The organism is Streptomyces sp. LBL (assembly GCF_029893585.1).
GTDB lineage: Bacteria > Actinomycetota > Actinomycetes > Streptomycetales > Streptomycetaceae > Streptomyces.
This window is the reverse complement of the sequence record NZ_JARXYX010000020.1, coordinates 32,386-44,963: the sequence shown is the minus strand read 5'-3', so window position 1 is coordinate 44,963 and position 12,578 is coordinate 32,386. Positions and strand designations below refer to the sequence as shown.

At 69.0% G+C, this 12,578-nt stretch carries 8 protein-coding genes; 1 reads left to right on the top strand and 7 read right to left on the bottom strand.

All coding sequences use genetic code 11. The features are described 5' to 3' along the window. Nucleotides 1-31: 31 nt before the first annotated feature. From M2271_RS23835 to M2271_RS23805, 7 genes are all read right to left on the bottom strand, one after another. Entirely contained in the window at nucleotides 32-748 is a 717-nt protein-coding gene (locus tag M2271_RS23835) for an ABC transporter ATP-binding protein (RefSeq protein ID WP_280889343.1), read from the bottom strand. Next, the gene (locus M2271_RS23830) at nucleotides 745-1,602 is read right to left on the bottom strand and encodes an ABC transporter ATP-binding protein (protein WP_280889342.1); all 858 of its coding nucleotides are present in this window, start codon (nucleotides 1,600-1,602) and stop codon (nucleotides 745-747) included. The genes M2271_RS23835 and M2271_RS23830 overlap by 4 nt, the downstream gene beginning before the upstream one ends. Before the next feature lie 4 nt (nucleotides 1,603-1,606). Next, nucleotides 1,607-3,400: a branched-chain amino acid ABC transporter permease gene (locus tag M2271_RS23825; RefSeq protein WP_280889341.1), complete on the bottom strand. Its 1,794-nt coding sequence runs from the start codon at nucleotides 3,398-3,400 to the stop codon at nucleotides 1,607-1,609. A 4-nt stretch (nucleotides 3,401-3,404) separates the two neighbouring features. Next, nucleotides 3,405-4,334, bottom strand: a complete 930-nt coding sequence (locus M2271_RS23820; RefSeq protein ID WP_280889340.1) for a branched-chain amino acid ABC transporter permease — start codon at nucleotides 4,332-4,334, stop codon at nucleotides 3,405-3,407. Nucleotides 4,335-4,522: 188 nt separating this feature from the next. Continuing rightward, a complete protein-coding gene (locus M2271_RS23815; RefSeq protein ID WP_280889339.1) occupies nucleotides 4,523-5,749 on the bottom strand; it encodes a branched-chain amino acid ABC transporter substrate-binding protein in 1,227 nt (408 codons plus the stop codon). Between the two features lie 685 nt (nucleotides 5,750-6,434). Continuing rightward, nucleotides 6,435-6,923, bottom strand: a complete 489-nt coding sequence (locus tag M2271_RS23810; RefSeq protein WP_280889338.1) for a hotdog fold thioesterase — start codon at nucleotides 6,921-6,923, stop codon at nucleotides 6,435-6,437. Nucleotides 6,924-6,970: 47 nt separating this feature from the next. Next, on the bottom strand, nucleotides 6,971-9,262 hold the full coding sequence (locus tag M2271_RS23805; RefSeq protein ID WP_280889337.1) for an FdhF/YdeP family oxidoreductase: 2,292 nt from the start codon (nucleotides 9,260-9,262) through the stop codon (nucleotides 6,971-6,973). A 490-nt stretch (nucleotides 9,263-9,752) separates the two neighbouring features. Between M2271_RS23805 and polA the strand changes: the two genes are divergently transcribed. Then, entirely contained in the window at nucleotides 9,753-12,479 is a 2,727-nt protein-coding gene (gene polA, locus M2271_RS23800) for a DNA polymerase I (RefSeq protein WP_280889336.1), read from the top strand. Nucleotides 12,480-12,578 lie beyond the last annotated feature (99 nt).

Below are 12,578 nucleotides of genomic sequence, written 5' to 3'. Positions count from 1 at the left end.
GCGCGGGCCTCGACGTACTCCGTGAGTGGGTTCAGTCCTCGCCGAGGTAGGCCTTGCGTACGGACTCGTCGTGCAGCAGGTCCTGTCCGCCGCCGGAGAGGACGATGTTGCCGACTTCCATGACGTGTCCCTGGTCGGCGAGGGAGAGCGCGGCCTGGGCGTTCTGTTCGACCAGGAGGATGGTCGTGCCCTGGGACTTGAGTTCGGCGATGGTGGCCATGATCTTCTGCATCATGATCGGGGAGAGGCCCATGGAGGGTTCGTCGAGCATGAGCAGTTTGGGCTGGGACATCAGGGCGCGTCCCATGGCCAGCATCTGCTGTTCGCCGCCGGAGAGGGTTCCTGCGGCCTGCTTCCTGCGTTCTCCGAGGATGGGGAAGAGGTCGTAGGCGCGCTGGATGTCTTTCTCGATGCCTGCCTTGTCGGTGCGTAGAAACGCTCCGAGCTGGAGGTTTTCGGTGATCGTCAGCCGGGGGAAGATGTGGCGTCCCTCGGGGGAGTGGGCGAGGCCCAGGGCGACGATCTTGTGGGCGGGGATGCTGGTGAGGGGTTTGCCGTCGAAGACGATGCGGCCGCTGCTCGGCTTGAGGAGCCCGGAGAGGGTGCGGAGGGTGGTCGTCTTGCCGGCGCCGTTGGTGCCGATGAGGGTGACGACCTGGCCGGCTTCGACGCTGAAGGAGATGCCCTTGACGGCTTCGATCTTGCCGTAGGAGACCCGGAGGTCCTCGACTTCGAGGAGTGCGGTCACTGGGCTTCTCCCTTGGTGCTGGTGGTGCTTGGCGCGTCGGTGGCTTCGGCGGCGGTGATCCGCGCTGCCTCGGCTTCTCCGGGTTCGCCCTCGAACGGTTCGCCGAGGTAGGCGGCGATGACGCGTTCGTCGGCCTGGACGACTTCGGAGGTGCCTTCGACGAGCTTTTCGCCCTGGACGAGGACGGCGACGCGGTCGCACAGGTTGAAGATGAAGCGCATGTCGTGCTCGATGACGAGTACGGCGATGCCCTTGTCGCGGATGGCGAAGACGAGTTCTTCGGCGGCGCGGGTTTCCTGGGGGTTCATGCCGGCGGTGGGCTCGTCGAGGAGCAGGATGCCGGGTTCGCTCGCCATGGCGCGGGCGATTTCCAGCTTGCGCTGTTCGCCGTAGGGGAGGTTGCGGGCGAGGTGGTCGCGTTTGTGGGCGAGACCGATGAACTCCAGGAGTTCCATGGCGCGTTCTTCGCTGGCTTTTTCGGCTTTCTTGAAGCCGGGGCCGCGCAGGAGGGCCGACCAGAGGCCTTCCTTGGTGCGGGTGTGGCGGCCGACGAGGACGTTCTCGAGGACCGTCATGTTGGCGAAGAGGCGGATGTTCTGGAACGTCCGGGCGATGCCTGCCTTGGTCACCAGGTGTGGCTTGGGCGGCAGGACTGTGCCCTTGTAGGAGACCGTGCCTTCGGTGGGGATGTACAGGCCGGTGAGGCAGTTGAAGAAGGTGGTCTTGCCGGCGCCGTTGGGTCCGATGAGGCCGACGATTTCCCCGGCGTTGACGGTGAAGTCGACGGAGCGGACGGCGGTGAGGCCGCCGAAGCGCATGGTGACGTCGCGTGCTTCGAGTACTGGTGTGGTCATGAGGTCACGCCCCCGCCTTGGTGACGGTCGCCGGTGTGTCGGTGAGCGTCGTCTGTTCTGGTACGTCGAGTTGGCCGGTCTCGTGGAATTCGAGCTGGCGGCGGCGGTTGGCGATGATGCCTTCGGGGCGGAAGCGCATCAGCAGGATGAGGGCGATGCCGAACGCGAGCAGCGACTTGTCCTGGAGGAAGACCAGTTTCTCGGGCAGCAGGTAGAGCAGGGCGGCGCCGAGGATGGGTCCGGCGACGGTGCCCATGCCGCCGAGGACGACGGCGGCGAGGAGGAAGGCCGAGTTGGGGGGTGTGGCTCCCGCGAACTGGTAGGGGTTGGGGACGACGCTGTAGGTGACGTGGGCGCTGACGGTGCCGGCGAGGCCGGCGAGGGAGGCGCCGAGGGCGAAGGCGACGAGTTTGACGCGGAAGCCGTTGATGCCCATGGCGGTTGCGGCGGTTTCGTCTTCGCGGATGGCGATCCAGGAGCGGCCGATGCGGGAGTCGGCGGCGCGGGTGTAGACGAGGATGACGATGGCCATGATGAGGACCATCAGGAGGTAGTAGTTGGCGAATCGGCCGAGGGTGAAGCTGCCGATGTCGTGGGCTTTGCCGAGGTTGAAGCCGAAGAAGCTGAGGTCGGGGATGGCGGGGATGCCGTTGGGGCCGTTGGTGAGGTCGGGGCCGGAGTCGCCGTCCATGTTGTTGACGGCGATGCGGAAGATTTCACCGAAGCCGAGGGTGACGATGGCGAGGTAGTCGCCGCGCAGGCGCAGGGTGGGGGCGCCGATGAGGATGCCGAAGACGAGGCTGGCGGCGGCGCCGGTGATGGCGGCGGCCCAGAAGGGGAAGTGGATGCCGGAGAAGGTGGAGAACTCGGAGCCGGAGACGAGGGCGGCGGTGTAGGCGCCGACGCCGAGGAAGGCGACGTATCCGAGGTCGAGGAGTCCGGCGAGGCCGACGACGATGTTGAGGCCGAGGGCGACGGTTCCGAAGATGAGGATGTTGACGCCGATGTTGGCGTAGTGGTCGTCGGTCTGGGTGAAGGGGAACGCGATCGCGGCGGCGAAGCCCATGGCGAGCGTGAAGCTGCGGTTGTGGGCGACGATGCGGGAGAAGCGGTCGAGGAGGCCTGCGGTGTGCAGGGCCCAGACGTTGAGGATGACGACGAGGAGGAAGCCGATGAAGAGTTCGCCGTATTCGGTGTCGATGCCGTAGGTGAAGACGGTGAGGCCGACGACGGTGACGACGGTGATGGCGGCGCGTTCGAACCAGGGGGACAGGGCCTGCGGGGCGGGGATCTGGTCCGCCTTGGTGAGGTAGGCCTTGAGGTTGTCCTTGGTGCTGTGTGTCTGCCTGTGGGGGAGGGAGAGGGCGCCGAGGAGGGGGAGGAGGGAGGCGACGGCCGCGATCCATGCGCCGGGTTCGAGGTTGGCGAGGCCCCCGAGTTCGACGCTGATGGAGATGACGGTGTACCAGGTGACGGCGAAGCCGCCGAGGGCGGTGAGGACGAGTGGTGCGTTGTTGCGGGCGGGCAGGAGCCAGCCGAGGCCGCGGGTGCCGTACGAGGCGAGGGAGAACAGGGTGGTGAGGACGCCCGCGATGAGGGTGAGCACTTGCAGGCCGCCGGGGTAGCCGGTGACGGTGAGGTCGCCGGGGAACTCGGAGGTCCAGGTCCAGGCGAGGAAGGTGGAGGCGGCGGTGGCGATGCCGCCGGCGAGGAGGAGGGCGCGGGCTGCGGGGGTGGGCAGGGGCAGCAGGCCGCGGGTGGCGGCGGCGTCCCAGGCCGACGTGGTGGTCTCGGTCATGTGATCACGCCCTGTCCGCGACGCGTTCGCCGAGTAGGCCTTGTGGCCTGACGAGGAGGACGATGATGAGGAGGCAGAAGGCCCAGACGTTCGCCCAGCTCTGGCCGCCGAGCTGCTGCATGCCGGGGACGCCGTCGATGTAGGCGGAGGCGAGGGTTTCGGCGACGCCGAGGACGAGGCCGCCGAGCATGGCGCCGTAGATGTTGCCGATGCCGCCGAGGACGGCGGCGGTGAAGGCCTTGAGGCCCATGAGGAAGCCCATACGGTAGTCGATGTTGCCGTACTTGAGGCCGTAGGCGACAGCGGCGACGGCGGCGAAGAAGCCGCCGATGGCGAAGGCGATGACGATGATGCGGTTGGTGTCGATGCCCATGAGCTGGGCGGTGTCCGGGTCCTGGGCGGTGGCCTGCATGGCGCGGCCGGTGCGGCTCTTGCGGACGAAGAGGGCCAGGGCGGACATGCACACGATCGCGGCGACGACGAGGAAGATGTCGGCGTCCTTGATGGTGATGGAGCCGATGTCGTGGGTGGCGTCGAGGCCGGGGAAGGCGCGGGCGCGGTCGGCGCCGGGGTAGAAGTTGCGGACGACTTCCTGGAGGGCCAGGGAGAGGCCGATCGCGGTGATGAGCGGTGCCAGGCGTGGTGCTCCGCGCAGGGGCCGGTAGGCGAACCGTTCCGCTCCGACGGCGATGAGGATGGCGACGATGCCGCCGCCTATCAGCATCAGGGGGACGGCGATCGCCATCGCCGTGCCGTCGGGGAGGAGGTAGAAGTAGACCGTGAGGGCGCCGAAGCCCCCGGTCATGAAGATCTCGCCGTGCGCGAAGTTGATGAGCTGGACGATGCCGTACACCATCGTGTATCCGATGGCGATGAGCCCGTACATCGAGCCGAGAAGCAGCCCGTTGGCCAGCTGCTGCGGCAGGGTGTTCACCGCGTGGCCTCCATGTCGCTGGTGGTCGTGTGCACTGGTGGTGTGCGGGGTGGTCTGGGGTGCGCTGTCGTGTGCGTGGGTGGGGTGTGCGTGAGTGTCATGTGTGGGGGCCTGGATGTGGAAAACGGGCCGCGCGGTCGGGGTTCTCCTTCCGCGCGGCCCGTGTGAGGTGTGCTGAAGGGCCTGGGTCAGTTGAGGGTGGCGGTGCCGGTGTTGACGGCCTTCCACTTGCCCTTTTCGACCTGGTAGACCGTCAGCTGCTTGTTGGTGGTGTCGCCGTACTGGTCGAAGGAGACCTTGCCGGTGAGGCCGTCGAAGTCGGACTTCTGGACCTCGTCGACGACGGTGGAGCGCAGGGCGTTGATGTCGCTGGGGACCTTGCCGCTGTTGGCGTCGGCGGCGGCCTTCACGGCCTTGATGATGGCGGTGGCGGCGTCGTAGGAGTAGGCGCCGTAGGCGCCGTAGTCACCCTTGTAGCCCTTGGACTTGTAGGTCTCGATGAAGGTCTTGGCGGCGGGCAGGGTGTCGGCGGGGACGCCGATGGCGGTGGAGAGGTCGCCTTCGGAGGAGGTGCCGGCGGCCTCGATGTAGGTGGAGGCGAACATGCCGTCGCCGCCGAACAGCGGGATCTTGGCGCCGGTGCCCTTGAGCTGCTTGGTGATCAGCGAGGACTCGTCGTACTGGCCGCCGTAGTAGACCAGGTCGGCACCGGAGTTCTTGATCTTGGTGACGAGGGAGCCGAAGTCCTTGTCGCCGGTGTTGACGTGGTCGGTCTGGACGACCTGGCCGCCGATTTTCTTGAACTGCTGGCCGAAGATCTTCGCGAGGCCGGCGCCGTAGGTCTGCTTGTCGTCGACTACGAAGACCTTCTTCTTCTTGAGGGTCTTGTAGGCGTACTGGGCGGCGAAGCTGCCCTGCAGTTCGTCGGTGGTGGCGGTGCGGAAGTACGTCTTGTACGGGCGCTTCTTGGCGGTCTGCCAGTTCTTGCCCTGGGTCAGCTCGGGGTTGGTGTTCGCGGGGGAGATCTCGACCATGTTGGCCGAGGCGAAGACCTGCTGCATGGTCTGGGCGACGCCGGAGTTCAGCGGGCCGACGGCGCCGACGGAGGTCTTGTCGCCGGTGATGGCGGTGGCGTTCTGCTGTCCGGTGGCGGGCTGGGCCTTGTCGTCGAAGGCCTTCAGCTTGAAGGTCACGCCGGGGACGAGCTTGTTCTTGTTGGCGTCGTCGACGGCGATCTGGGCGCCGTACTGGATGCCGAGCCCGGTGGTGGAGTTCTCGCCGGAGAGGGGGGCGTCGACGCCGATGGTCAGGGTGGTGTCCCCGTTGTCGCCGCTGTCGCCGCCTTTGTCGTCACGGGAGCCGCATGCGGTGAGCGTCAGAGCTCCAGTCGCGAGGACGGAGGTAAGTATCACCATGGAACGTCGCACAATCAGTCCTTTCCGCAGGCACTGCCGCCGCGGTTGGGGGCGGCCGGTGCCGCGCTGGTACCGAACTCCCGATGGAGCGGTGACTGGCCGTGACTCTAAGCCCGGTTTGCAGGCCGGGGCATCGTCGAGGGCTGGCTTGTGACTTTCTTGTTATGACGTGATGGATGGCAGGCTTCGGCAAAGGCGACTCTCAGCCGTTTTGGCGTGAATCCGCTGTGTCCGCATTCTGAGAACGTGCACTTCCGCTCGGTCGCGGGGCGGTGGTGCGGATCAGGGCTCGCGGGAGGGCCCCGGGGGCCCGGAAAGGCCGTCGGAGTGGCCGCGGCCGATGAGGAAACTGTTGCGTTGTATTGCGTGTGTGTTACGGAGCGTTACGCCTGGAAAAGGGGGGAGCCGCATTTCAGGGGCGGGTCGGAACAGTCGGATAAGGAGATCTCGACGGATTCCGGCGCGTTGTTCCGTGTTCGTACGCTGAAGGCGGGCTCGGGTGTGACGCGGCCGCGCGGTCCGGGGGCGGTGGCGCTGGTGACCCGTGGGGTGACGGGGGGCCGTTCTCGACGTCGACGGTGAACCGGAAGCGCCCGCTGTGGGTTGGGGGTCGGGAGCCGGGGCGCAGCACCCGCACGTACGCTCCCGGTGCGAGGCCTGTCCCCGGCTCCAGTGGCCCGTGCCGTCACTCAGCCGCCCGCACGTTCGCCGCGTCCGCCGCTGTCACGTCCCGGAGCAGACACGTCAGGCGCGCGGTGCACACCCGCCGCCCCTCCTCGTCGCTGATCACGATCTCGTACGTCGCCGTGGACCGCCCCCGGTGCACCGGTGTGGCCACTCCGGTCACCAGTCCGGATCGCGCGCCTCGGTGGTGGGTGCAGTTGAGGTCGACGCCGACCGCGATCTTCGAGCTTCCGCCGTGGAGCATCGATCCGACCGACCCGAGTGTCTCGGCGAGCACTGCGGAGGCGCCGCCGTGCAGCAGTCCGTACGGCTGGGTGTTGCCTTCGACCGGCATGGTCCCGACGACCCGCTCCGCCGATGCTTCCAGGATCTGTACCCCCATCCGCGCGCCGAGGTGTCCCGCGGAGAACAGGGCCGGCAGGTCGACGCCGAGGGCGGCGTACTCGTCGATGACCTCCTGCGGGAACTTCACGTGCTGGTGCTCGCCCATGGGGTGCGGCTCCGTTCGTCATGCAGATCTGGTGGCTGAGCAAACGCTCAGTCGGTCGCCGATTGTTCCAGACGTATGACGACGGACTTGCTGGCCGGGGTGTTACTGGTGTCAGCGGTGGCGTCCAGCGGTACGAGCACGTTGGTCTCGGGGTAGTAGGCGGCGGCGCACCCGCGCGCGGTCGGGTAGTGCACGACCCGGAAGCCGGGAGCCCGCCGTCCCACGCCGTCCTTCCACTCGCTCACGAGATCCACGTACGCCCCGTCGGCCACCCCGAGGGCCTGCGCGTCCTCGGGGTTGACGAGGACCACCCGGCGGCCGTTCCTGATGCCCCGGTAGCGGTCGTCGAGGCCGTAGATCGTGGTGTTGTACTGGTCGTGCGAGCGCAGAGTCTGCAGCAGCAGTCGGCCCTCGGGCAGCTTCGGGTATTCGACCGGCGCGGCGGTGAAGTTGGCCTTCCCGGTGGCGGTCGGGAAGCGGCGCTCGTCGCGGGGGGCGTGCGGGAGGGCGAAGCCGCCAGGGCGACCAGCAGAACCAGTGACCCGCGCGTTGAAGTCCTCGAAGCCGGGGATGACGCGGGCGACGCGGTCGCGGATGGTGGCGTAGTCCTTCTCGAACTCCTCCCACGGCACCTTGCTGTCCTCGCCGAGCACCCGGCGGGCGAGGCGGCACACGATCGCCGGTTCGGACAGCAGGTGCGCGCTCGCCGGCTCCAGGCGGCCGCGGGAGGCGTGCACCATGCCCATGGAGTCCTCGACGGTCACGAACTGCTCGCCGCCGCCCTGGAGGTCGCGTTCGGTGCGGCCCAGGGTGGGCAGGACGAGGGCACGCGCGCCCGTGATCACGTGCGAGCGGTTGAGCTTGGTCGACACGTGCACGGTCAGCCGGGCCCGCCGCATGGCCGCCTCGGTGACCTCGGTGTCGGGGGAGGCGGAGACGAAGTTGCCGCCCATGGCGAAGAAGACCTTCGCCTCGCCGTCGCGCAGGGCACGGATGGCCCGTACGACGTCGTAGCCGTGCTCTCGGGGCGGAGCGAAGCCGAACTCCTTCTCCAGGGCGTCCAGGAAGGCGGGGGCGGGGCGTTCGAAGATGCCCATCGTGCGGTCGCCCTGCACGTTCGAGTGGCCCCGCACCGGACAGACGCCCGCGCCCGGGCGGCCGATGTTGCCGCGCAGGAGGAGGAAGTTGACGACCTCGCGGATGGTGGGAACGGAGTGCTTGTGCTGGGTGAGGCCCATCGCCCAGCAGACGATGGTGCGCTTCGAGGCGAGGACCATGCGCAGGGCCTCGTCGATCTCCGCGCGGTCGAGGCCGGTCGCGGTGAGGGTCTCGTCCCAGTCGGCGGCGCGGGCGGTCGCCGCGAACTCCTCGTAGCCGTGGGTGTGTTCGCGGACGAATTCCTCGTCGACCGCGCCCTCGCTGTCGAGGATCAGCTTGTTGAGGAGGCGGAAGAGGGCCTGGTCGCCGCCGATGCGGATCTGCAGGAACAGGTCGGTGAGCGCGGCGCCCGCGGTGAGGCCCTTGGGGGTCTGCGGGTTCTTGAAGCGTTCCAGACCGGCCTCGGGCAGCGGGTTCACGCTGATGATCTTCGCGCCGCCCGACTTGGCCTTCTCCAGGGCGGAGAGCATGCGCGGGTGGTTGGTGCCGGGGTTCTGGCCGGCGACGATGATCAGGTCGGCCTTGTAGAGGTCCTCCAGCAGGACGCTGCCCTTGCCGATGCCGATCGTCTCCGACAGGGCCGAGCCGGACGACTCGTGGCACATGTTGGAGCAGTCCGGCAGGTTGTTGGTGCCGAGCTCACGCGCGAAGAGCTGGTAGAGGAACGCGGCCTCGTTGCTGGTGCGTCCCGAGGTGTAGAAGAGGGCCTCGTCGGGCGAGGAGAGGGCGTGGATCTCCTCGGCGATGATGTCGAAGGCCCGCTCCCAGGTCACCGGCTCGTAGTGCTCGCCCCCCTCGGGCAGGTACATGGGGTGGGTGAGCCGGCCCTGCTGTCCCAGCCAGTAGCCGCTCCTGTTCGCGAGGTCGGCCACGGAGTGCGCGGCGAAGAACTCCGGGGTGACCCGACGCAGGGTGGCCTCCTCGGCGACCGCCTTCGCGCCGTTCTCACAGAACTCCGCCGCGTGCCGGTGCTCCGGCTCCGGCCAGGCGCAGCCCGGGCAGTCGAAGCCGTCCTTCTGGTTCACGCGCAGGAGGGTCAGCGCGGTGCGCCTGACGCCCATCTGCTGCTGTGCGATGCGCAGGCTGTGCCCGATGGCCGGGATCCCGGCCGCCGCGTGCTTCGGCTCGGCGACCTGCGGCGCATCCTGGACCGGGTCGGCCTTGGGCGGCTTCGTTGCCATAGCGCGCTCTCCTTCGCTGACGCGGGTGCACCACCGCTTCGCTGACGCGGGTGCATTACCGCCCAGATCCTCGCACGGGGCGGTGACAACGACCCCTGCCGGGCTTGCGGGGCTTGCGGGGCTGCGGGGTTGGGGGATGGGGGATGGGCGGGGCGTCGGCTGCACCGGAGGGATTTCCGCCGCCGATCTTCTCGGGGGCAGGGTGCGGGGGTTCCGGGATGGTCCTGGCAGTGGGGTCCGCCGTGCCGGGTCGACGGGGGCTTGGGGCGGTTGAGGTGGTGGGGCTGTCCGGTGCCCGTCCGGTTCTGGTCCCCGGGCGGTCCCGCGGGTGCCTGTCCCGGGGCGGTCCCCGGGGGTGCCGGTCCTCGGACGGTCCCGCGGGTGCCTGTCCCGGAGAGGTCCCGGGGCGGTCTCGCCGGTTCCCGTGCCCGTGCCCGTGCCGGTCCCGGGGCGGTCCCGACTGTCAGTGGGGCGTGACAGGATCGGGGACGTGGCAGAAACAGCATCGAAGAAGACCGACAAGACCGCCGGCGGCGTGCGCCCCCGCCTGATGCTCATGGACGGGCACTCCCTGGCCTACCGCGCGTTCTTCGCGCTGCCCGCGGAGAACTTCACGACCGCGACGGGCCAGCCGACGAACGCGATCTACGGTTTCGCGTCGATGCTGGCCAACACCCTGCGCGACGAGGCGCCCACGCACTTCGCGGTGGCCTTCGACGTCTCCCGCAAGACCTGGCGCTCCGCGGAGTTCACGGAGTACAAGGCCAACCGCTCCAAGACGCCGGACGAGTTCAAGGGCCAGGTCGAGCTGATCGGCGAACTGCTCGACGCGATGGACGCGCAGCGCTTCGCCGTCGAGGGCTTCGAGGCGGACGACATCATCGCCACCCTGGCCACGCAGGCCGAGGCCGAGGGCTTCGAGGTGCTGATCGTCACCGGCGACCGGGACTCCTTCCAGCTGGTCAGCGAGCACACGACCGTGCTGTATCCGACGAAGGGCGTCTCCGAGCTGACCCGGTTCACTCCGGAGAAGGTCTTCGAGAAGTACGGGCTGACGCCCACGCAGTACCCCGATTTCGCGGCCTTGCGCGGCGACCCGTCCGACAACCTGCCGGGTATCCCGGGCGTCGGCGAGAAGACGGCCGCGAAGTGGATCAACCAGTTCGGCTCGTTCGCGGAACTCGTCGAGCGGGCCGAGGAGGTCAAGGGCAAGGCCGGGCAGAACCTCCGCGACCACCTGGAGGCCGTCAAGCTCAACCGGCGGCTGACCGAGCTGGAGCGGCAGGTGGAGCTGCCGAAGACGGTCGCCGAGCTGGAGCGTGCGGCGTACGACCGCAAGGCCGTCGCGATGGTCCTGGACACCCTGGAGATCCGCAACCCCTCCCTGCGTGAGCGGCTCTTCGCGGTCGACCCCGGCGCCGAGGAGGCCGAGTCGACGTCGGTCGTCGCGGACGGCGTGGAGGTGGACGGCACCGTCCTCGGCACCGGTGAGCTGGCCCCCTGGCTCTCCGAGTACGCCGGCGAGGTCCTCGGTATGGCCTCGGTCGACACCTGGGCGCTCGGCACCGGCTCGGTCGCCGAGGTCGCGCTCGCCGCGGCCGGGGGAGCGGCCGCCTGGTTCGACCCGTCCCAGCTGGACGAGGCCGACGAGACCGCGTTCGCCGCCTGGCTGGCCGACGCGGACCGCCCCAAGGTCCTCCACAACGCCAAGGGTGCGATGCGCGTCTTCGCCGAGCACGGCTGGAGCATCGGCGGCGTCACCATGGACACGGCGCTCGCCGCCTACCTGGTCAAGCCGGGCCGCCGCTCCTTCGACCTGGACGCGCTGTCCCTGGAGTACCTGCACCGCGAGCTGGCCCCCGCCGCCGCAGCCGACGGCCAGCTCGCCTTCGGCGCGGACGAGGGCGCCGAGGCCGAGGCCCTGATGATCCAGGCCCGAGCCGTTCTCGACCTGGGCGAGGCGTTCGGGACGCGCCTTCAAGAGGTCGGCGCCGCGGATCTCCTGCGCGATGTGGAGTTGCCCACCTCCGCCCTGCTGGCCCGGATGGAGCGGCACGGAATCGCCGCCGACCGGCCCCACCTGGAGGCCATGGAGCAGATGTTCGCGGGCGCCGTCCAGCAGGCCGTGAAGGAGGCGCACGCGGCGGCCGGGCACGAGTTCAACCTCGGCTCGCCCAAGCAGCTCCAGGAGGTCCTCTTCGGCGAGCTCGGCCTGCCGAAGACGAAGAAGACCAAAACGGGTTACACCACCGACGCCGACGCGCTCGCCTGGCTGGCCGGGCAGACCGACAACGAACTGCCGGTGATCATGCTCCGGCACCGTGAGCAGGCCAAGCTGCGCGTCACCGTCGAGGGCCTGATCAAGGCGGTCGCGACGGACGGCCGTATCCACACGACGTTCAACCAGACCGTCGCGGCGACCGGTCGGCTCTCCTCCACGGACCCGAACCTGCAGAACATCCCGGTCCGTACGGACGAGGGCCGGGCCATCCGCCGTGGCTTCGTCGTCGGTGAGGGCTTCGAGTCGCTGATGACGGCCGACTACAGCCAGATCGAACTGCGCGTGATGGCCCACCTGTCGGAGGACGCCGGCCTGATCGAGGCGTTCACCTCCGGCGAGGACCTGCACACCACGGCCGCCGCGCAGGTGTTCACGGTGGAACCGGCCGCGGTGGACGCGGAGATGCGCCGCAAGATCAAGGCGATGTCGTACGGCCTGGCGTACGGCCTGTCGGCCTTCGGCCTCTCTCAGCAGCTGAACATCGAGGCGGCGGAGGCCCGCGGCCTGATGGACGCCTACTTCGAGCGGTTCGGCGGCGTACGGGACTATCTGCGCCGGGCGGTCGACGAGGCGCGGGCGACGGGTTACACGGCCACGCTCTTCGGGCGTCGCCGCTACCTCCCCGACCTCAACAGCGACAACCGCCAGCGCCGCGAGGCGGCCGAGCGGATGGCCCTCAACGCGCCCATCCAGGGCACGGCCGCGGACATCGTCAAGATCGCCATGCTGAATGTGGGCCGGGCCCTGGGCGAGGCGGACCTCAAGTCCCGCATGCTCCTTCAGGTCCACGACGAAATCGTCCTGGAGATCGCCCCCGGCGAACGCGCGGCCACGGAGGAACTGGTCCGCCGGGAGATGTCCGCCGCGGTGGTCCTCAGGGTTCCGTTGGGCGTCTCGGTGGGCTCGGGACCGGACTGGGAGTCGGCGGCGCACTGACCTCCGGCGGTGGGGCGGGGGCAAACGTCCCCCACCCGACCCGGCGGTGCCCCCCACCCAACCCCCCGTACACATGCAGCACTGGCCCACCAGCACGCA

Excerpts from the sequence above, each read along its gene's own strand:
- M2271_RS23825 (WP_280889341.1), bottom strand. The coding sequence starts at position 3,400 with ATGACCGAGACCACCACGTCGGCCTGGGACGCCGCCGCCACCCGCGGC.
- M2271_RS23815 (WP_280889339.1), bottom strand. The coding sequence starts at position 5,749 with ATGGTGATACTTACCTCCGTCCTCGCGACTGGAGCTCTGACGCTCACC.
- M2271_RS23810 (WP_280889338.1), bottom strand. The coding sequence starts at position 6,923 with ATGGGCGAGCACCAGCACGTGAAGTTCCCGCAGGAGGTCATCGACGAG.
- M2271_RS23830 (WP_280889342.1), bottom strand. The coding sequence starts at position 1,602 with ATGACCACACCAGTACTCGAAGCACGCGACGTCACCATGCGCTTCGGC.
- M2271_RS23805 (WP_280889337.1), bottom strand. The coding sequence starts at position 9,262 with ATGGCAACGAAGCCGCCCAAGGCCGACCCGGTCCAGGATGCGCCGCAG.